The sequence below is a fragment of the Corynebacterium aquilae DSM 44791 genome (assembly GCF_001941445.1).
GTDB classification, from domain to species: domain Bacteria; phylum Actinomycetota; class Actinomycetes; order Mycobacteriales; family Mycobacteriaceae; genus Corynebacterium; species Corynebacterium aquilae.
This window is the reverse complement of record NZ_CP009245.1, coordinates 2,368,388-2,386,885: the sequence shown is the minus strand read 5'-3', so window position 1 is coordinate 2,386,885 and position 18,498 is coordinate 2,368,388. Positions and strand designations below refer to the sequence as shown.

Annotated in this window: 16 protein-coding genes; 8 read left to right on the top strand and 8 right to left on the bottom strand. The window is 60.6% G+C overall.

Going from position 1 to position 18,498, the window contains the following annotated elements; genetic code table 11:
* Window positions 1-48: 48 nt before the first annotated feature.
* Entirely contained in the window at window positions 49-984 is a 936-nt protein-coding gene (locus CAQU_RS10140; protein WP_281247982.1) for an MFS transporter, read from the bottom strand.
* A gap of 688 nt (window positions 985-1,672) precedes the next feature.
* On the opposite strand from CAQU_RS10140, the gene CAQU_RS10135 reads away from it, so the two are divergent.
* Together CAQU_RS10135 and CAQU_RS10130 are read left to right on the top strand one after the other, a co-directional pair.
* Window positions 1,673-3,652 carry an exo-alpha-sialidase gene (locus tag CAQU_RS10135; RefSeq protein ID WP_075727416.1) on the top strand — a complete coding sequence of 660 codons (1,980 nt, stop codon included), beginning with the start codon at window positions 1,673-1,675 and terminating at the stop codon, window positions 3,650-3,652.
* 163 nt (window positions 3,653-3,815) lie between these two features.
* A complete protein-coding gene (locus CAQU_RS10130; protein WP_075727414.1) occupies window positions 3,816-5,153 on the top strand; it encodes a DUF2254 domain-containing protein in 1,338 nt (445 codons plus the stop codon).
* 75 nt (window positions 5,154-5,228) lie between these two features.
* On the opposite strand, the gene CAQU_RS10125 is transcribed toward CAQU_RS10130, so the two are convergent.
* On the bottom strand, window positions 5,229-5,459 hold the full coding sequence (locus CAQU_RS10125; RefSeq protein ID WP_075727412.1) for a hypothetical protein: 231 nt from the start codon (window positions 5,457-5,459) through the stop codon (window positions 5,229-5,231).
* Between the two features lie 208 nt (window positions 5,460-5,667).
* Entirely contained in the window at window positions 5,668-6,918 is a 1,251-nt protein-coding gene (locus CAQU_RS10120; protein ID WP_075727410.1) for an NAD(P)/FAD-dependent oxidoreductase, read from the bottom strand.
* Window positions 6,919-7,111: 193 nt separating this feature from the next.
* On the opposite strand from CAQU_RS10120, the gene CAQU_RS10115 reads away from it, so the two are divergent.
* Window positions 7,112-8,299 carry a hypothetical protein gene (locus tag CAQU_RS10115; RefSeq protein WP_075727408.1) on the top strand — a complete coding sequence of 396 codons (1,188 nt, stop codon included), beginning with the start codon at window positions 7,112-7,114 and terminating at the stop codon, window positions 8,297-8,299.
* Between the two features lie 53 nt (window positions 8,300-8,352).
* Here the strand turns inward: CAQU_RS10115 and CAQU_RS10110 are convergent, their stop codons facing one another.
* A complete protein-coding gene (locus CAQU_RS10110; RefSeq protein ID WP_075727406.1) occupies window positions 8,353-9,354 on the bottom strand; it encodes an acyl-CoA thioesterase in 1,002 nt (333 codons plus the stop codon).
* 159 nt (window positions 9,355-9,513) lie between these two features.
* On the opposite strand from CAQU_RS10110, the gene CAQU_RS10105 reads away from it, so the two are divergent.
* The 3 genes from CAQU_RS10105 to purM all read left to right on the top strand — a co-directional run bounded on the left by CAQU_RS10105 (window position 9,514) and on the right by purM (window position 12,705).
* On the top strand, window positions 9,514-9,891 hold the full coding sequence (locus CAQU_RS10105) for a sterol carrier family protein (RefSeq protein WP_075727404.1): 378 nt from the start codon (window positions 9,514-9,516) through the stop codon (window positions 9,889-9,891).
* Window positions 9,892-10,042: 151 nt separating this feature from the next.
* Window positions 10,043-11,575 (top strand): amidophosphoribosyltransferase, encoded by a 1,533-nt coding sequence (purF, locus tag CAQU_RS10100; protein ID WP_075727402.1) that lies wholly within the window; start codon window positions 10,043-10,045, stop codon window positions 11,573-11,575.
* A gap of 65 nt (window positions 11,576-11,640) precedes the next feature.
* The gene (gene purM, locus CAQU_RS10095; RefSeq protein WP_075727400.1) at window positions 11,641-12,705 is read left to right on the top strand and encodes a phosphoribosylformylglycinamidine cyclo-ligase; all 1,065 of its coding nucleotides are present in this window, start codon (window positions 11,641-11,643) and stop codon (window positions 12,703-12,705) included.
* Between the two features lie 183 nt (window positions 12,706-12,888).
* Here purM and CAQU_RS10090 read toward each other — a convergent pair whose 3' ends face one another.
* Entirely contained in the window at window positions 12,889-13,062 is a 174-nt protein-coding gene (locus tag CAQU_RS10090) for a DUF3073 domain-containing protein (protein WP_075727398.1), read from the bottom strand.
* Window positions 13,063-13,306: 244 nt separating this feature from the next.
* Window positions 13,307-14,467 carry a CAF17-like 4Fe-4S cluster assembly/insertion protein YgfZ gene (gene ygfZ / locus CAQU_RS10085; protein WP_245797256.1) on the bottom strand — a complete coding sequence of 387 codons (1,161 nt, stop codon included), beginning with the start codon at window positions 14,465-14,467 and terminating at the stop codon, window positions 13,307-13,309.
* A gap of 52 nt (window positions 14,468-14,519) precedes the next feature.
* Here ygfZ and CAQU_RS10080 point away from each other — a divergent pair, with 52 nt between their 5' ends.
* Window positions 14,520-15,485 (top strand): aminodeoxychorismate lyase, encoded by a 966-nt coding sequence (locus CAQU_RS10080; protein WP_084563253.1) that lies wholly within the window; start codon window positions 14,520-14,522, stop codon window positions 15,483-15,485.
* 64 nt (window positions 15,486-15,549) lie between these two features.
* On the opposite strand, the gene CAQU_RS10075 is transcribed toward CAQU_RS10080, so the two are convergent.
* Together CAQU_RS10075 and CAQU_RS10070 are read right to left on the bottom strand one after the other, a co-directional pair.
* A complete protein-coding gene (locus CAQU_RS10075) occupies window positions 15,550-16,206 on the bottom strand; it encodes a heme-binding beta-barrel domain-containing protein (RefSeq protein ID WP_075727394.1) in 657 nt (218 codons plus the stop codon).
* Window positions 16,207-16,264: 58 nt separating this feature from the next.
* Window positions 16,265-17,041, bottom strand: a complete 777-nt coding sequence (locus tag CAQU_RS10070; RefSeq protein ID WP_075727392.1) for an LmeA family phospholipid-binding protein — start codon at window positions 17,039-17,041, stop codon at window positions 16,265-16,267.
* Between the two features lie 69 nt (window positions 17,042-17,110).
* Here CAQU_RS10070 and mshD point away from each other — a divergent pair, with 69 nt between their 5' ends.
* Window positions 17,111-18,064: a mycothiol synthase gene (mshD, locus tag CAQU_RS10065; protein WP_075728680.1), complete on the top strand. Its 954-nt coding sequence runs from the start codon at window positions 17,111-17,113 to the stop codon at window positions 18,062-18,064.
* Window positions 18,065-18,498 lie beyond the last annotated feature (434 nt).

Below are 18,498 nucleotides of genomic sequence, written 5' to 3'. Positions count from 1 at the left end.
GACGGCGACGAAGGCGCGGCGTCCACCCAGCAGGTCGGAGACAAAGCCTCACACCATGGAGGCGACGAAGGCGCCGATTTCGAAGTAGAAGATGGTGTCGACGGCGGCTGCGGTGTCGAAGTTGAGGGTTTCGGTGACGTAGAGCGGTGCCCAGTTGTCGATGCCGATGCGCACGATGTAGGTGAACACGTTGGCGACGCACAGCAGCCAGATCCAGGGGTTGCGCATGATGTACTTGCGGAAAATCTCGAACTTGGTCATTTGTTCGGATTCGATGTTGCGCACCTCGACGGGTTCTTCGAAGATTTCTTCCGAGGTGTTCCAGCCCAACTCCTGGGGGTCATTCTTGCCGATGAACATGCCGGCGGCACCGATGATGATGCCGATGACGGCGGGGAAGACGAACATGCCGACGACGTTGCCGTGGAAGAACTGGTTGGCGCCCCACAGGGCGATCACGCCGGCGAAGGCGCCGCCGATGTTGTGGGAGGCATTCCAGAACCCGAGGTAGCGGCCGCGCTGGGAGCGGGGCGTCCAGGAGGTGATGGTGGAGTAGGAGCCGGGGCCACCGACGGACTGGAAGGCGCCGTTAAGGCCCCACAGGGCGACGAAGATGCCGACGTGGGAGCCGAAAGCCGCCAGGAACAAGCCCAGCGCCAGCACCGTCACCGAGGATGCCAGCAGCAGGAAGGAGACGATCTTTTTGGTGTTGCGGCCGTCGATGACGTAGCCCAGGGCGGTTTTGCCGATGCCGTAGGTGATGGAAAACGCCAGGCCGATGTAGCCCAACTCCAGGGTGGTCAGCCCGTATTGCTCTTTGAGCAAAGGCTGGGCGGCCTTGAAGTTATTGCGCACCAGGTACATGCACATGTAGGCGACAAAGACCACGAAGAAGGCTTTGAGGAAGTTTTTCAGCCACAGTTTGCGCTGTTGCTCCAGGGTGAGCCCGCTGTGTGGTGGGCGTTGAAGCTCGAAGAACTTCATGTCGTGTCAGCTCCTTTCGGGTGAGGCGCCTCGTCGAAAACTTGCGGGGTGAGGCCGGTGTGTATTGGCCTGCCGCGAGGCTGTGAAAAGTGTTGGTTTTTGTTGGATAGTTGACAGGTTATGTCCAGTCTTTTTTGAACTGCAAAAACCGTGGTGAAAGGTATGTATCTTCAAAAGGTGCAGGTAGGGCAGGGTTTTTTAAGGTGATGGCGCGTGGCTGGGTTTTTGTTTGACCAAAAATGTCAACACGGGCAATAGGTTTTTGTGAACTATCGGAAAATGCTCTTTGGGGGCGAAATATTTGGCCCCGCTTCGGAAGTGAAGCTGGGCCTGCGTGTTCTTTGTGGCACGGGCGTGCCGGCCGGTGGGGCGTGGGGGAGGGGTGTGTGGCTGGCCGGTTGGGTGGTTGCGGTGGGGTTTTGTGCAAACGTTTGCCCGGGTGTGACAGGGCGCGGTGTTATGTGGGGGTGTGAGGGCGTGGCGGCCACGCGTTAGGTGCCTCGCGATCGGGTGCGCTGTGTGACGCGAGTTATAAGAAAACCTTTCCACAGCGCACATCACCCGTTAGGATGAAGATCACACTGAGACCACGCCAACACACGCGCCGAAGCGCACCGAGGTGTCCACATCTTCAGTGTGTCAGCGCAAGAGCGTGGTGTCCTTTCTCTTTGTCCACTAAGGAGTCCACATGCGACGACACAACCATCGCGCACCACTCATCGCGCTCATGAGCGCCCTCGCGTTGAGCATGCCTCACCTCCACGCAGTGGCAGCTGCAGCGGAAGAACATCGACACGGCTTCGACCTCGCAGTCGGTGATACCACCCCGAGCTACACCACCCACACCATCGCCGAAGGCGGCAGCGGGGACTTCAACTGCTACCGCATCCCCTCCCTGGGCGTGAGCAACGACGGCACCGTCCTGGCCAGCTACGACGGCAGGCCCGCCAATTGCCAAGACGCCCCACAAGCCAACAGCATCATGCTGCGCACCTCCACCGACAGCGGCCACACCTTCACCCCGGAAACCCGACTCGCAAGCGGACAGCCAGGGGACAACAAATTCGGCTACTCCGACCCCAGCATCCTCATCGACCGCGAAACCGGGAAGCTGTTCAACTTCCACGTCAAATCCTTCGACAACTCCTTCCAAACCTCCGAAGCAGGCGTCGACCCGACAGACCGCAAGGTCCTCCACGCGGCAGTCTCCCGCTCGGACGATGGCGGAAAAACCTGGAGCGAAAGCCAAGTCATCACCAAAGACATCACCCCCGATACCAGCGTGAAATCCCGCTTCGCCACCTCCGGCAACGGCATCCAACTCACCATGGGCCAACACGCCGGCAGGCTCGTACAGCCCGCCCTGATCAAAACCGCCGACGACACCTACCAGGCGGTGATGTGGATCAGCGACGACCACGGAAAAACCTGGCGCAGCGGCACCCCCTTCGGCACCGGCATGGACGAAAACAAAGTGGTGGAACTCTCCGACGGGCGACTGATGAACAGCTCCCGCGCCTCCGATAGCACGCGCGCCCGCAAAATCTCCTACTCCACCGACGGCGGCGAAACCTTCAGCGAACCCACCGTCGAAGAGCAACTGCCCGACCCCCACAACAACGCCTCGCTCATCAAGGCATTCCCCACCGCACAGCCCGAGTCCAACCGCTCCAAAGTGCTGCTATTTTCCAACACCGCCAGCGACCACGGGCGCGTCAACCCCACCGTGCGGTTAAGCTGCGACGACGGCAAGACCTGGCCAATCGCAAAGAAACTCGACGTCAACGAGGTGCAATACACCTCCATGGCCGTCCTCCCCAATGGGCGCGTAGGCCTGCTCTACGAAGGCCACAACCAGGGCAACAAAAACAACATCTCCCTCGCCACCTTCAACGCCGCCTGGCTCGGCGGCGCCTGCCTCGGCGTCGACGACCACGAACTCACCGTCGCGCCGGGTCAAGAAACGACCAGGGAGCTGCTCATCGCCGACCCGATGGGTGTGGGCCTAAAGGCCACACCCGTGAGATTCGAGGCGCCGGAAGGCTGGGAGGTCAGCGCCACCCCCATCACCACCTCCGCTGAGCCCGTCTACCTGCAGGTCAAAATCTCCGTGCCGGAAGGAACCGACTTTGGCTCCTACCCGGTAACCATGTTCACCGACGGCCCCACCCGCACCGTCACGCCCTTTGCCGTCGAGGTCGCCGAACCGAAGCCGATCCTCGAGATGAGCGAGGTGGAAGTTATGGCAGGGGAGAAAACTGAGCTGGCCGCGCACGTCAGCTTCCTCGACAAGCCCCTGGAATCAGCAAAGGTCTACTTCAACCAGGACCGCAAGACTCCCCTCGGGGAGGCGACCAGTGACATCAACGGCAGAGCCGCCATCGAGTACACCCCGCCCAAAAGGCCCGGAACCTACACCATCACGGCAAGAACACCGGTGAAACAAGGCGCGGATGAGATGGTCGAAACGACCACCATCATCACGGTGAAAGGCCCAGAGATCCCCGCCGACCCCAACGACCCCAAACCCATAGGAAACGACGGGCAGGACGGATCGGACACCTCCGGCAGTTCACAGCCCGCAAGCCTGCTGATGGTCATCGCCCTGCTGCTTGGCACGGGGCTCGCCCTCTTCAAGGACGTGATCTTCCCGCAGTTCAAGGCCTAAGCAAACACCTCCAACACGTGTGGTGAACCCCCGGTCCACGCAGGATCGACACACACCACAGACCCACGGCCGGCGCCACGGCACCCGCGCGCACCGGCCGTGGGTCACTTCATGCGCGCCCCACCACCCGATACGAACAGCAGTCCTTTTAGACTTAAACGCTATGAATCGATTCCGGCATTTTCTGCGCCGCACCACCGACGCTTTCTGGTTCATCCCCGCAGTCCTGGTGGTCGTCTCCGTCGCCCTAGCAGCCAGTCTGATCTGGGTGGAGAAAAACCTCCCCCAACCCGAATGGCTCGACTTTATCTACGCCGGCGGCGAATCCGGCGCCCGCAGCCTGCTCGGCGCGGTCGCCAGCGCCTCCATCGGTGTTGCCGGCACCGTCTTTTCCATCACCATTGCCGCCCTATCCTCCGTGGTCTCCTCCATGGGACCCCGCCTCCTGCACGGCTTTTTGGCCGACCGCGGCATCCAAACCACCCTCGGCATCTACGTCGCCACCTTCGCGTTCTCCCTGTACTCGCTGCGCGCCGTCTCCGGGGGCGGCATGGCCGACGACGAAGTTTTCGTCCCCCACTACAACGTCTCCGTCGTCATGCTCTACGCCGCCGCCTGCGTCATCTTCCTCGTCTACTACATCGCCCACATGGCGCGCAGCATCTCCATGACCAGGGTCGTTAACCTCCTGGCCGACGATTTGACCACCGCCATCGACGCCGGCACCGAACTCGCCGAAGATCAAGCCGGATTCAGCCGCGCACCCGAAGGTTACTTCCTGGCGGCAACCCCCATCGCCGCCCAAGCCAGCGGCTACATCCAATACGTCGACTACGGCTGGCTGGCCAAAGCCGCCGACAAGCAAGAATCCGCCGTCGAACTGCTCATCCGGCCCGGCGACCACGTCCTCAAAGGATCCCCCATCGCCCGCGTCGTCGGCGACATGGACGCCGACAAAATCAACGCCGCCCTCATCATCGGCAAAGAACGCTCCGACGAACAAGACCTCGAATTCAACGTCCGCCAGCTCCTCGAAGTCGGCGTCCGCGCGTTAAGCCCCGGCACCAACGACCCATTTACCGCCATGGACGTCATCGACCGCTTCGCCCAAGGACTCGCCCAGCTCCACAACCGGGCCCTACCCCAAGGCGTGATGGCCGTCGACGACGTGCTGCGCGTCCAATACACCGTCACCACCTTCGAAGGCCTCATGGACGTCATGTTCCACCAGCTGCGCCAAAACGCCGCCGGCACCACCGCCGTCTACATCCGCATGCTCGAAGCCTTCGCCCAGGTCGCCACCGTCGTCGACATCCCCGAACGCGTCAACTACATCCAACACCACGGCGACCTCGTCCTCGCCGACGCTCAGCGCCTCGTCGACGCCGAAGCCGACCTGGCCGACATCCAGGCACGCTACGAGCAACTGCGTGAAGTCACTACCAACTCCACCCTCGACCACGCAGCCCAGAAACAGCACACCCGCCGCACAAACAGCTAAAAACCACCCCAAAAAATATCCCCGCTGTCAAAGACCAATTGGTCATCAACAGCGGGGATATCCATATGGCACAGCCTAAGTATTCGGCCTGTTCGCCCGGCCATCCTCCAACTCCTTACGCGTTTCCACCGCACGGAAAATGATGTAGGCCAACAACCCGACCACCGGAAACACCACACAAGCGCCACTAGTCACCACAGCCCGCAGCGTCGTCGCGTCGCGGCGCAGCTCGATGACCAACACAATCGTGGCCGAAGCCACCGCGAAAAGAGTCAAAGCAGTGGTCAGCAATGTCAGGGAATACATGAGTAACTTTCTACCGGAATAAAAACAGCACCGAAAAGGCGAAAAGCGACAAACAGCCGACAGCGCACAATGAGTCGGTGAGGTGGTGAGACGGTGAGAAGGTGCGTTGAGCCACACCAGGCGCTCAACGCAGCGTCACACCCAACCACGCTTCATCATAAACGCCGAAGCGCCCCACCCTGTCACCCGCGAAAAAACACCTGCGCGCCTAGTGATGCCGCAACGACAGCCCCAAAGACTCAGCAGCCTCAACAGCAGCATCCCGGCCCGCCTGCAAAGCACCCTGAATACTCGCATGCTGAGCATCAGTCGCCACAAACACCCCTGCAGGAGCCTCCGGCAGCGGTGCTGCACCCACCCGGGGCAAAGCATGATCAACCACATCCGCCCGCAACAGGCGCCAATCATCACAACTCGACCCCAACAGCGCAGCAGCATCCGCCGCCACCGCATCAGCCTGCCCCTGCGCATCAGCCACCGCACCCACCACCGTGGCCTGCACCAAATGCTGACCCGCCGGCGCATAAGACGGCGCAGTATTAGACACCACCACCGCATGCGCCAAACGCGCAGCAGCATGCGTCGGAACATGCAAGAAACGCGACCGCGTCGGACGAGTAGGGGTAGCAAACCACCACGTCGTCAACCCACCCGCAGTCTCCAGCGGGCTACCCAACAACGCCGCAGAAGCCCACGGGCCAGCAGCCAACACCACAGCCCGAGGCCGCAAAGAACCCTCACTGGTATCCACCCGCAACCCCTCACCAGTGCGCGCAACCGACAAAACCTCAGTATTCAACCGCACCGGAGCCCGCAAATCCTCCGCCAACTGGGCAGGAATCGCAGCCATACCCTGCGCCGGCACCGCCGGAGCACCCAAAGCAAAATACTTCAACAACGACTGCCCATAACCAACCGGGCACGACAACTCCCTATCCGCCACCACCCCAGACAAAAAGTTCCACACCAGCCGCTGAATAGCAGGAGAAAAACCCGCCGCCTGCACTGCAGAACCCAAAGAACCCTCCTGGCCCGGGCGGATAAGACGAAGCACCGCCAACACATCAGCCGGCGACAAAGACTGAAACGACGCCTTCACACTGCGAGGAAAACGGAAAGGATCCGCCAACACCCGGCGAGTAGCGCCCTCAACAGCAACCACACCACGCGGGAAATGCTGCAAACCCAAAAGCGAGAAATCCAACTCCCAACGCGCAGCAGGATACGCCGGATTCAACAACTGAAAACCCCGATCGCACGTAAACCCCTCCACCACATCAGTAGTAACCCGACCACCCACACGATCAGCAGCCTCAACCACCACGACCCGGGCGCCGGCATCCTCCAACTCACGGGCAGCAACCAAACCTGCCAAACCCGCACCAACAACCACCACATCCGGCTCGGCAACGCCAGCATCGGGGGACAAAGAACTACCGGACTGCGAACGCTCACTCATCTGGACCTCAACACCTCAATCGGAAAAACTACGACAAAAACATCAGTGACACCATCATGGCAAAAACCCCACCACCGCGCCGGCGCCCCCACACCCAAACAGCCGCAAACCACGCCATGAATATTGGCGATATCCTAAACAAAACTGTCCACAATACTGGCCACACACCCCACAAACACCGAGGACGAACCCCATGGACACACATAACAACCCCACCCCACCACAACCCACAGAACCCACAGAACCCACAGAACCCACAGAACTCGCAGCACACCTCGCCACACACCTAAGCCCCCACATCGCCCCGCTGCGCACCCTGGACGAACAACTAGCAAACCAACTAGCAACAATCGTCAACCAACTCAACACCACCAGCACCAGCAGGCTCAACGACCTCGCCCAAGACATCGAAAACACCCTCAAACCACAGCGCGACTTCTACCTCTACGACGCCGCAAACACCTGGGCCGACAACGCCAACGACACCATCAACACCCTAGGAACACTCGCCCACAAGCACCCCAGCAGGGAAGTCATAGCCCTCATCCAACTAGCCATGACATACGCAGCAGACACAACCGCGCGATCCGACAGCTCATTAGGGCTACACACCCAGCTGGTCGAAGAACTCATGGAAAACCACGCGCACGCAGTAAACAACGTCCGCCCCAAACTCAACGAAACCGAACAACAACAATTAGTCCACTGGCTCCACCAATTCACCTACCAAAGCGAACAAGACCTCTTTGACCCCAACATCGTCAACTACACACCAACACTGGGCGCAGCCGCACTGGAGGAATACGCCAACCTCTTCGCCCAAGAAACAAACCGCACCATCCCCACCGACGCACTCACCCGCCTCGCAATAGCCCAAGGCGACGCCGAAAAACTCATAGAACTCGCCCAACCCGACTGGAACAACAGCCACGCAATGGCGAAGCTCGTACACAACCTCCAAGAAGCAGGACACCTACAACGAGCCATCGACATCGGCGAAGACGCACTCACCCGCCTCAGCGAACACCCCGGCAGCCAACAACTCGCCGAACAACTCGCAATAGCCCTACAAAAAGCCGACCGCGCCGAAGAACTCATCGGCATATGGATCCGCGCCTACCAAGCTGCCCCCACCATCACCATGCTCACCCGAATAGAAACCGCAGCACAACAACTCCAAGGCAAAGACCGAACAAGCACCGAAGAATTCATCCGCACCGAAGCAGAACCCCAACTTGCACACAACCAACCCAACGCCTACGTCCTAAGACTCATCCGCACCGGCCGCATCCAACAAGCCCGAAAATTCACCCAGCAAAACCAAGACGCCCTGCTCGAAGACACCCTAAAAGCCCTCGAACAAGCAGAAAAAACCACCTAAACCCCACACAAAAACCCGCCGGCACCAACACCGGCGGGTCAACAACACCCCGACTAATCAATCTCCATCGGATTCGTCCGCGAAATCAACGGCAGCGGATGATACTTCGCACGCAACTCACGCAACACCGCCGCATGACCAGCCAAACGCTGATCCTCCTCCGTCCGCGGAATATACTCCCGCGCCGGCAACGGCTGGCCATCAATATCGACCCCAACATACGTAATCGTCGCGTGAATAGCCTCCTCCAACGCACCACGACCACCCGTCGGCGCACCAGCACGCACATGCACACTCATCTGCATACTGCGCGCATCCGCACGCATCATCCGAGCATCCACCTCAATCAAATCGCCAATCTGAATCGGACGATAAAAACGAATACCACCCGCATACACAGCCACCGTATGCTCCCCAGAAAACTCCATCGTGCACGCCGTCGCAGCCTCATCAATCCACTCCATGGCAGTACCACCATGAACCTTGCCACCCCAGTTCACATCCGTCGGCTTCGCCAAAAAACGAGTAATCAAACGCGGCGCATCAGACGGGCCATTGTACGTCTGCTTCTCCATCTCAACCTCAATCGCCTTACGCAACTCAATGCGAGACTCAGCAGCCGCATACACCCGCTCCTCCTCCTCATTACGAGGAACGAACTTCGGCACCTCCATCGCCTTACCCGTCGCCGGATCCTTCGCCACAAAAATCACCAAACAATCACACGCCCGAGTAAAAACACCCTCACGCGGATCCGCAGACAACACCTCATTAATGATGTGCATACTCGAACGGCCAGTCATCGCAATCCGAGAACGCACCTCCACCATGTGGCCAGAAGGAATCGGGCGCGTGAAATGAATATGACCCACATACGCGGTCACACAATAAGCACCAGACCACCCAACAGCGCACGCATACGCCGCCTTATCGATCCACTCCAACACACGGCCACCACCCACACCGTGAGAACCCGCCAAAATAATATCCGTCGGAGCCGCCAAAAAACGCAGCGTCACCTCAGGAGAACGATCAACAGAAGACAAAGCAGACATGAAAAAAGACAGCCTTAAAGCAAAAAGAGGATGAAACAAACACACGCCCCACCAACAACCACAACAGCAACAACGCCTAGCAGGCGTAAGGCAGGGGAGGGGCGCGCCGGGGAGAGGGGCGCTTAATGTGTCCTACCGCACTTTACTAGGATCGCAGGTGTGAGAAAAGCCCCAGATCCCGTTGAAACCAGAACTGCAGTGCTGGCCATTTCCGACTACATCCGTGGGGAGGTTGATTCCTGCGACCGAAAGGCCCTCGCCGCCGCCGTACGGTTGACTGCGCGCACAGTAGAACATGCGGCGCCAGGGCACACCGTGGAGTTGCGTGTCCCACCATTCGTGGCAGTGCAATGCATCGAAGGGCCGCGCCACACCCGCGGTACTCCACCGAACGTGGTGGAATTAGCGCCCCTGCATTGGTTGCAGGTGGCTACCGGCCTGAAAAAACTACAGGATGTGGCGCAGGAACCCGGAGTAGAGGTTTCGGGGACGCGAGCGCTTGAGGTCGCGCATTTTTTGCCGATCGTCCCACTATGAGTTGTTAGCAACAGTTTGCAGACAGACAAACGCCGATCGGGTTACTTTCTCCCCTTGAGGGGGAGAGCCACCCCCACGGGGTGAGCACGATTCTAGCGAGCAGTGGGTTTTTCCCACTACCATGTGGCGCGTGGCTTTAAAGCGAAATGCGATGCCGGGTTTATCGGCATCGAACAGCACATCTGACCGTTTTTCGTATTCCCCCTACGACGACCACGGCGAGACTGCCCCCCGCGAGGAGTGCGGCGTCTTTGGAGTGTGGGCGCCTGGGGAGGACGTGGCCAAACTGACCTACTACGGTCTCTACGCTCTGCAGCACCGTGGGCAGGAGGCCGCAGGTATCGCCGTCGGTGACGGCGACCAGGTGGTCGTGTTCAAGGATCTGGGTCTGGTGTCCCAGGTTTTCGACGAACAGTCCCTCGGTGCCCTCAAAGGTGATGTGGCTATCGGCCACACCCGCTACTCCACCGCTGGTGGGGCTTGCTGGGAAAACGCCCAGCCAATGTTCCGGATGGCCTCCGATGGCACCGACGTGGCTCTCGGGCACAACGGCAACCTGGTTAACTACCTCGAACTGCTCGATGAGGCAGCCTCGTTGGAGCTGGTCAACAAGGAAACCCACCCTTCCGACTCCGACGTCATGTGCGCCCTGCTGGCGCATGGGGTGAGCGAGAATGTTTCATTGGTGGAATCGGCCAAAGCGCTTTTGCCCCGCATCAAGGGTGCTTTCTGTTTGACCTTCACCGATGGCAAAACCTTGTACGCCGCCCGCGACCCGCACGGGGTGCGTCCCCTGTCCATCGGGCGTCTCGACAACGGTTGGGTGGTTGCCAGCGAGACTGCGGCTCTTGACATTGTGGGCGCGTCCTTCGTGCGCGAAGTCGAACCCGGCGAGTTCATCACCATTGATGCCTCCGGTGTCCGCTCCGAGCATTTCGCGAAGACGACCCACAAGGGCTGCGTCTTCGAATATGTCTACCTGGCCCGTCCGGACTCCATCATCCGCGGTCGCGCCGTCAATGCCACCCGCGTGGAAATTGGCCGCCAACTGGCCAAGGAATGCCCCGCCGAGGCGGACATGGTGATCCCCGTGCCGGAATCGGGCACACCCGCGGCGGTGGGCTACGCCCAGGCGTCGGGGATTCCTTTCGGCCAAGGGCTGATGAAAAACGCCTATGTGGGCCGTACCTTCATTCAGCCTTCCCAAACCATTCGCCAGCTCGGTATTCGCCTTAAGCTGAACCCTCTGCGCGAGGTCATTGCCGGCAAGCGTTTGGTGGTCGTCGACGATTCGATTGTTCGTGGCAACACCCAGCGCGCACTGATTCGGATGCTGCGCGAAGCAGGTGCTGCCGAGGTTCATGTTCGCATCGCCTCTCCGCCGGTGAAGTGGCCCTGCTTCTACGGCATCGACTTCGCCTCCCCGGGTGAGCTCCTCGCCAATTGCGTGGAGGGCGATGACGAAGAAGCCATGGTGAAGTCCGTGTGCACCGCCGTCGGTGCGGACTCTTTGGGATACGTTTCCGTTGACGCCATGGTGGAATCCACCAAGCAGGTCTATCCAGAACTATGCTGCGCCTGCTTTGATGGTGTGTATCCGTTGGGTCTTCCTGCGGGTAACGCGAACGCCGATTTGGTTCGCGCTATGCAAGGCACCGGTGGCGATGACGTCGCTGGCTCCTAGGCTGCCGAATCGTCGCGCTTTCTCTTCCTTTTTTCACGTTTTCTCACACGATTGCTGACACGACTATGACTGACCAGAACACCGACGCCGTCTCCTACGCCGCTGCCGGCGTCGATATTGAGGCTGGCGACAAAGCCGTCGAGCTTTTTGCACCCCACGCAAAGCGCGCCTCCCGCCCGGAAGTCCGTGGCGGACTGGGCGGATTTGCCGGCCTTTTCGCGCTCGGCAAGTACAACAACCCCTTGCTCGCTGCCGGCTCCGACGGCGTGGGCACCAAGCTCGCCGTGGCGCAGGCCATGGATAAGCACGACACCATCGGCATCGACCTGGTTGCCATGTGCGTTGATGATCTTGTGGTGTGCGGCGCTGAACCGCTGTTCCTGCAGGACTACATTGCCATCGGCAAGGTCGTCCCGGAACACGTTGCCGAGATCGTCAAGGGCATCGCTGAGGGATGCGTGCAGGCCGGTTGTGCGCTGCTTGGTGGCGAGACCGCGGAGCACCCCGGCGTGATGGAGCCCGGACACTACGACGTGTCCGCTACCGCTGTTGGTGTGGTGGAAGCTGATGAGGTTCTCGGCCCGGACAAGGTGCGTTCTGGCGACGTCATCATCGGTATGGCGTCTTCTGGCCTGCACTCCAACGGCTACTCCCTGGCTCGCCACGTCCTGCTGGAGAAAGCAGAGCTGTCTCTCGACGGCTATGTGGATGAGTTGGGTCGCACCTTGGGGGAGGAGCTGCTTGAGCCCACCCGGATTTATGCTTTGGACTGCCTGGCGTTGGCGGCCGAATGTGACGTGCACACCTTCTGCCACGTCACCGGTGGTGGACTTGCCGGAAACCTGGCGCGTGTGATCCCCGAAGGTTTGACCGCGAAGATTTCCCGCGCCACCTGGACTCCCGGCCAGATCTTCCGCACCATCGCCGATTTGGGCAAGGTTCCCATGTCTGAGATGGAGAAGACCTTCAACATGGGTGTTGGCATGATTGCCGTTGTCGCCCCCGAGGATCGTGATCGGGCTCTGGCTATGCTGACCGCCCGCCACATTGACGCCTGGGAGCTGGGCACCGTGACCACCGCAGAAAGCGATGAGCGAGTGGTCATGAGCGATTCCCACCCCAACTGGTAAATCGCTTATCCTGCGCAACAGACCGCCCGCCACCTCCCCGATTGTTCGGGGCTGGGGCGGGCGGTTCTTATTGTTTTAGGCAGCAAAAAGAGATCCTGATCGATCGACCAGGATCTCTGTGAATGCTGTCCTGGTGAGCCAGGAACGAAAAGGTTGTGTTAATGCACTCACACGGACGGCTGGCTAGCGCCAGTCGTCCTCATCGGCCCACTTCTCGTAAGAGTTATCGAACTCAGAGTGGTCATCCGACTTTTGCACGAGCTCACGTTGGAGTGAGTCAAGGTCCATTTCAGGAGTGCTGTACTTGAGCTTGCGAGCAACCTTGGCCTGTTTCGCTTTTGCACGACCGCGACCCATGGTTGGACCCCCTTGGTTTGACCGGGGTGCGCGGGAGTTCGGCAGCCCCGTTGAGTTTCAACATTATCTTCCTGCATGACACAATAGCGGTAAAGCAAAAAATTTGGCTAACATTCCTGGTCATGGCGGGTGCACCTGGGGGGAATTCGACGAAAGTCTATGCGTAAAGCTTCACACAACAGCCCTCGTATTTAGGGGCGGGTGATTCCCGGTGGCCGTGGTGTGGGGTGCTTCGCACAGGTTGCTACAGCTGCCCTTTGAGGCGCTGTTGGGCGAGTTTGCCGGCTTTGGGGCCGGAGTCTTCAGGAAGGCTGTCGCGATCGATCGTGAGGGCTGCTTGTTCGCACTGCAAGGCAGCGGAGCCCAATGCGGACCGTTTGATCATTGCCAGGCCAACGGGTCCCCATTCGTGGTGTTGCGCGATGGTGCCGAGGAATCCCACCGGGCGTCCGCCACTGGTGATGGGGGCACCGGGGGCGGGAAGCTGCGGGCAGGAGCCGTCCAGGAGTACCCGGACGAGTGCGCGGGGGGATTGGCCGATGTTATCTACCCGGGCGACGGTTTCCTGTCCGCGGTAGCAGCCTTTGTTCAGGTGGACTGCATTGCGCACCCATTGGGGGTTTTCGTGGGGGATGGTGCGTTCGTCGGAGTCGATGCCGGTTTGGGCGTCCATGGCGAACACACGGTGCGCGGTGAAGGTGAGTAGTCCGGCGGGGTGGGCACCGCGATCGGAGAGGGCGCGCGCGAAGGCGTCGGTGTGTTCGCGGGGCAGCAGGACATCGACGCGGGCCCGGGGTCCTTCGGGGATGGGGCGGAGGATGCCGCCCATGGAGTCGAGGTCGTCGGGGGTGATGGTGGCGGGGTGGGTGGTGGCGCCGCAGTCGCGGGCGAGTGTGGCCAGGTGGCGGGTTTCGGCGACGATGTCGGCATCGGGATCGCCCAGCAGGGTCATGATGCCGAGGGGATGTATGCGTACTTCGGCGTCGTTCCAGAACACCATTTTGGTGATGTAGTCGCTCAGTTGGTGGGCGTGGGTGTCCTCTGCGGTGAGCAGGATCAGGTTGTCGCCTACTACCACGTGGGCGTGGTGGAGGACGCGGCCTTGGGCGTCGAGGTTGAGCGCTTCGGTGAGGGTGCCGGGGGCGGCGTCGTCGAGTTTTTGGCTGAGCAGTGAGTTGCAGAGCGTGGCCGCATCTGCGCCGGTTATTGCCACGGTGGCTAGGTGGCTGCGGTCGATAAATACGGTGGTTTTGTGTTGTTCGCCGAGTGGGTCGCCGTAGTGCCAGGCGACGCTGCCGTGTCCTTCGAGGGCGGTGGGGTCGGTGGCGGGTGCTGCGCCGGGCCAGTCGAGCAGGGCGGAGCGGTAGCGTGCGGTGGTGTCTTTTTCGGGTATCGACTCAGTCACACCTGCCATCGTAGTGGGCGGGGTGGGGCTGGTGGCGCTCTATGCTTGTAGCATGACTACTTCAGGGCCTAACGCTGCGGATTGTGCCGCTGGTTTCGATGTGGATGTGCGCTTGGGGCGGCATCGTTCGGGGGCGAAGAAGGATCCCGTCATTGTGATTGTGGAGCCTTATGGGGGGTCGACGCGGATGCATAGTCCGAGTTTGCCGCACGTGTATTTCGATGATGCGTCGGTGACGCGTGGGGATGGCGTTTTTGAGACGTTGTTGATTCGTGGTGGGCGCCCGGTGAATGTGGAGCGGCATGTGCGGCGTTTTGCCCGTTCGGCGGAGTTGTTGGATCTTCCTGAGGTGGTGGAGGAGACGTGGTTGAAAGCGACGTTGGAGGCGGCGCGGGCTTTTGGTGATGATCAGGATGGTTCGTGTTCGTGGACGTTGTCGCGGGGGCGGGCGGCTACGGGGAATGCGACTGCGTGGATTGTGGTTCGTCCCTTGCCGGATAGTGTGTATGAGCAGCGGGAGAAGGGGGTGCGGGTGATGCTTGCTGAGCGGGGGTATGAGTTGCCGGGGAAGAAGAATCGGAAGAAGTTTCCGTGGTTGGCGGTGGGGGCGAAGAGTTTGAATTATGCGGCTGCGATGTCGGTTGTGCGTTATGCGCATCAGGAGGGGTTTGATGATGTGATTTATGTGCAGGGGGAGACGGTGTTGGAGGGTGCGACGTCGACGGTGGTGGTGACGCGGGGTAATAAGTTGCGGACTCCGTTGGGGTTGGATTCGATTATGGAGGGCACGACGCAGGCGTTGTTGTTTGAGTTTGCGCAGGCCCAGGGGTTGAGCGTGAAGGCGAAGGAGTTGTCTGTGGAGGATCTGCGGGCTGCTGATGGGGTGTGGTTGGTTAGTGCGGCGCGGACTGCGGTGAAGGTGACGCGGTTGGGTCAGGAGAAGTTGCCGAAGAATAAGGATGCTGTTGATGTGGCGGCGTTGTTGGATCGGGCGATTGCTGCGCAGGTGGGTGCTTGAGGGTAGTTGGGGTGTAAAAAAGCCGTATCCCGGGGTGGGGATACGGCTTTTTTGGGGGTGTGGGTTAGCCGGCGACGCGGCGTAGTTGGGCGGACATGCGGGGTTTGAGTGCGCCGTCGACGAGGCGTTCGTCGACCCAGCCGAGTTCGTTGGTGGGCAGGAGTCCGTAGAGGCGTTTGCCGGGGCCGAGGGTGGTGGGGCCGGTGGCGGTGACCATGGTGGAGGCGCTTTCGAGTTCCCAGGCGCGTTCGTTGAGGGGTTGTCCGTAGAAGATTTCGACGATGCCGCTGGAGTGGGTGCAGATGAATTCGATTTCGTCTTTGTCGGAGATGCGCCAGAATCCGGTTTCGCGTTGGTCGAGGCCGGCGGGGTTGCCTTCTTCGTCGAGGCGGTAGATGCGGGATTCGTAGCTGAGGTAGTTTTGTCCGCAGTGGGAGACGGTGATTTGTTGGCCGAAGGCGAAGGGGCCGTCTTCGCCGGTGTCTGCTTGGCCTTCGCCGCGCCATACGCCGACGAGGGGGAGTAGTGCTAGTAGTCCGTCGTGCAGGTTGGGGCCTTGGCGGAGGTTGGCGGTGTCTTCGGCGACGGGGAGCCCGGGGAAGGGGGTGATGTTTTTGTCGCTGGTGGTTTTGGCTTGTTCGGCGGCGAGGTTGACGGCGTCGTTGCCGGATAGGGGTGCCGGCTGGTTGCTGTCGGGGGTGTTCGTGGTGTTGTCAGACATGTTTCCCAGCCTAGCGTTTGTTGTGGGTGGGGTTGTGTGGCTGGGTGGGGTGCGGGGTTTATTCGACGGTGAATAGTTGGGGGTTGAGGTGGGTTGGGTGGGGGTTTTGGGATTCGAGGAAGAGGGATCCGCCGCGGACGAGGAAGGAGACGATGTTGCCGACGATGGGCAGGGTTGAGCCGGGGGCTGACCAGGTGAATTTTTCCTTCACGGCGGTGTCGTCGTTGCCGTTGAAGGCGCTGCAGGTGGGGTGGGTTTCGACGGTGGTGGGGGTGATGTGGATGGTTTGGGCGGTGACGCGGAGGTCGGCGATGATGGTGGCTGGGCTGCTGCAGCCGGCGGGGGTTCCGGAGAGCCTGACGTGGGCGCGGGCGGCGGCTGAGGGGGAGACGTCGTCGGGGTTGGAGATGTCGATGTCGTCCATGTCGAGGATTTTTCCGACGGCGGCGGCGTCGAGGGAGGCGGAGCGGGTGACGTCGTGGGCGTCGAGTCCGTCGAGGTGTCCGGCGCGGATGTCTGCGCTGCTGCCGGTGATTTGGTGCCCGGAGGTGGTGACGGTGATGGGGCCGAAGGTTTCGGTGGGCACGTCGATGAGGCGTACTTCGATGTGGGCGAGTTTGCCTTTGCGTGCGGACAGCAGGAAGGAGGGGGCGGCGAAGGAGACGCGGGGGGTGACGGATTGGGCGCCGGCGGGTTCGGCGGCGCGGATTGCTTCGCTGGCGGCGTGTTCGGCGGTGATGGCGGCGCCGGTGTCGATTGCCCAGGCGCTTGCGCCGAGGACTGCGCAGGTGGCGGCGAGGGCGATGGCGGGGCGGGGAATAGTTAGGCGCAACACGGTTCTTATTTAAGCAGGTAGATTTCAGCCTAAGTAATAAGACTGCTTTTTAAGGATGTGTTTGTGTTGATGTTTGATGTGGTTTCTGTGCAGTTGCCTGTGGAGGGGGATGTGGCAGGCCAGGTGCAGTCGGTGATCGATGAGGCTTTCCGGGTGGATCGGGTGGAGCCGTTGTCGGAGGCGTATGTGCGCGCGGTGCGGGAGGGGGTTGCCGATGGTGCTGAGGGGGCGCGGTGTTTTATCGCGACCCTTGCGGGTGAGCCGGGCCGGGTGTGTGGGGTGGCTGTGGTGTTGCCGGATCGGATGGGGGAGATGGTGGTGGATCCGCGTTTTCGGCGGCGCGGGGTGGGGGATGCGTTGGTGGATGCGATGCGGTCAGCGGGCGTGGTGGAGGGGGTGTGGGCGCATGGAAATGTGCCGGCGGCGCAGGGTTTTGCGTGGTCGCATGGTTGGTCGGTGCAGCGTGAGTTGTTGGTGATGCGGATTGAGAATCAGGAGGCGCGTTTAGCGGTTGATGAGTTGGCGGCGCGGCCGGTTGCGGGGGATTTGGTGTGGATGGATTATCCGGGTGCGGTGCAGCGCTTTGGTCAGGATTGGGTGCATGAGCAGTGGCTGCGGGTGAATAATGATGCGTTTGATTGGCATCCGGAGCAGGGCGGGTGGGATGAGGCCCAGCTGCGGCGGTCGATGGCTGCGCAGTGGTTTGATCCGCAGGGGGTGTTGTTGTTGGTGGATGAGCAGGCTGGCAGGCTGGTTGGTTTCCATTACACGAAGTGGCATGGGTCGGTTCCTTCCGGGCAGGGCAGTGTGGTTCGTGGTGAGGTGTATGTGGTGGGGTTGCATCGGGATTATCAGGGGCGGGGTTTGGGCTCCCCGCTGGTGGCGGTGGGGGTGAAGCACTTGTTCGGTAGGGGGGCGGCTGAGGTGATTTTGTATGTGGAGGCCGATAATGAGGCGGCGGTGGCGACCTACGAGAGGATGGGTTTTGGGGTGATTGAGCGCCACGTGGTGTACGCGGTGTAGTGCTGGTGGTGTCGGGGGTGTTGGCTGGCTGCCGTGGGGTGGCGGTGGGCTGGCGGGGGTGGTGTGTATTTGGGGGTGTGGTGGGGTGGGTTTGTGCAGCGTGAGGTCTATTTGTGGGGTTTTCCGATGTGTGTGGGCGGGGTTGCGTTGAACGGCTTATTGGGGGTAGTTGAGGGGGTGGGCTGGGATGTATTTATTGGTGGGCTTTGGGCGATGGTGGGGGAGGCGGGGATATGGGGCAATTTTATAATGGGAACTTTCCAATTATGGGCAATTTTTTACCCAATGCGGGGGTAGGAAAATGCTTTAAAATGTCACCTAAAAAAATGGGTAAATGCCCATTAAACTAATTAACTGCGCAGGTCAAAGATGTAGTTGTTCTCCAGTTACTAGGAGGTTAACCAAGTGTTTACCTAAAACTTCTGGCCTTTTCT

Bases quoted from the DNA above. Each gene is read 5' to 3' on its own strand.
- CAQU_RS10140 (WP_281247982.1), bottom strand. From the start codon at position 984: ATGAAGTTCTTCGAGCTTCAACGCCCACCACACAGCGGGCTCACCCTG.
- CAQU_RS10135 (WP_075727416.1), top strand. From the start codon at position 1,673: ATGCGACGACACAACCATCGCGCACCACTCATCGCGCTCATGAGCGCC.
- CAQU_RS10130 (WP_075727414.1), top strand. From the start codon at position 3,816: ATGAATCGATTCCGGCATTTTCTGCGCCGCACCACCGACGCTTTCTGG.
- CAQU_RS10125 (WP_075727412.1), bottom strand. From the start codon at position 5,459: ATGTATTCCCTGACATTGCTGACCACTGCTTTGACTCTTTTCGCGGTG.
- CAQU_RS10120 (WP_075727410.1), bottom strand. From the start codon at position 6,918: ATGAGTGAGCGTTCGCAGTCCGGTAGTTCTTTGTCCCCCGATGCTGGC.
- CAQU_RS10115 (WP_075727408.1), top strand. From the start codon at position 7,112: ATGGACACACATAACAACCCCACCCCACCACAACCCACAGAACCCACA.
- CAQU_RS10110 (WP_075727406.1), bottom strand. From the start codon at position 9,354: ATGTCTGCTTTGTCTTCTGTTGATCGTTCTCCTGAGGTGACGCTGCGT.
- purF (WP_075727402.1), top strand. From the start codon at position 10,043: ATGCCGGGTTTATCGGCATCGAACAGCACATCTGACCGTTTTTCGTAT.
- purM (WP_075727400.1), top strand. From the start codon at position 11,641: ATGACTGACCAGAACACCGACGCCGTCTCCTACGCCGCTGCCGGCGTC.
- CAQU_RS10090 (WP_075727398.1), bottom strand. From the start codon at position 13,062: ATGGGTCGCGGTCGTGCAAAAGCGAAACAGGCCAAGGTTGCTCGCAAG.
- CAQU_RS10080 (WP_084563253.1), top strand. From the start codon at position 14,520: ATGACTACTTCAGGGCCTAACGCTGCGGATTGTGCCGCTGGTTTCGAT.
- CAQU_RS10075 (WP_075727394.1), bottom strand. From the start codon at position 16,206: ATGTCTGACAACACCACGAACACCCCCGACAGCAACCAGCCGGCACCC.
- mshD (WP_075728680.1), top strand. From the start codon at position 17,111: ATGTTTGATGTGGTTTCTGTGCAGTTGCCTGTGGAGGGGGATGTGGCA.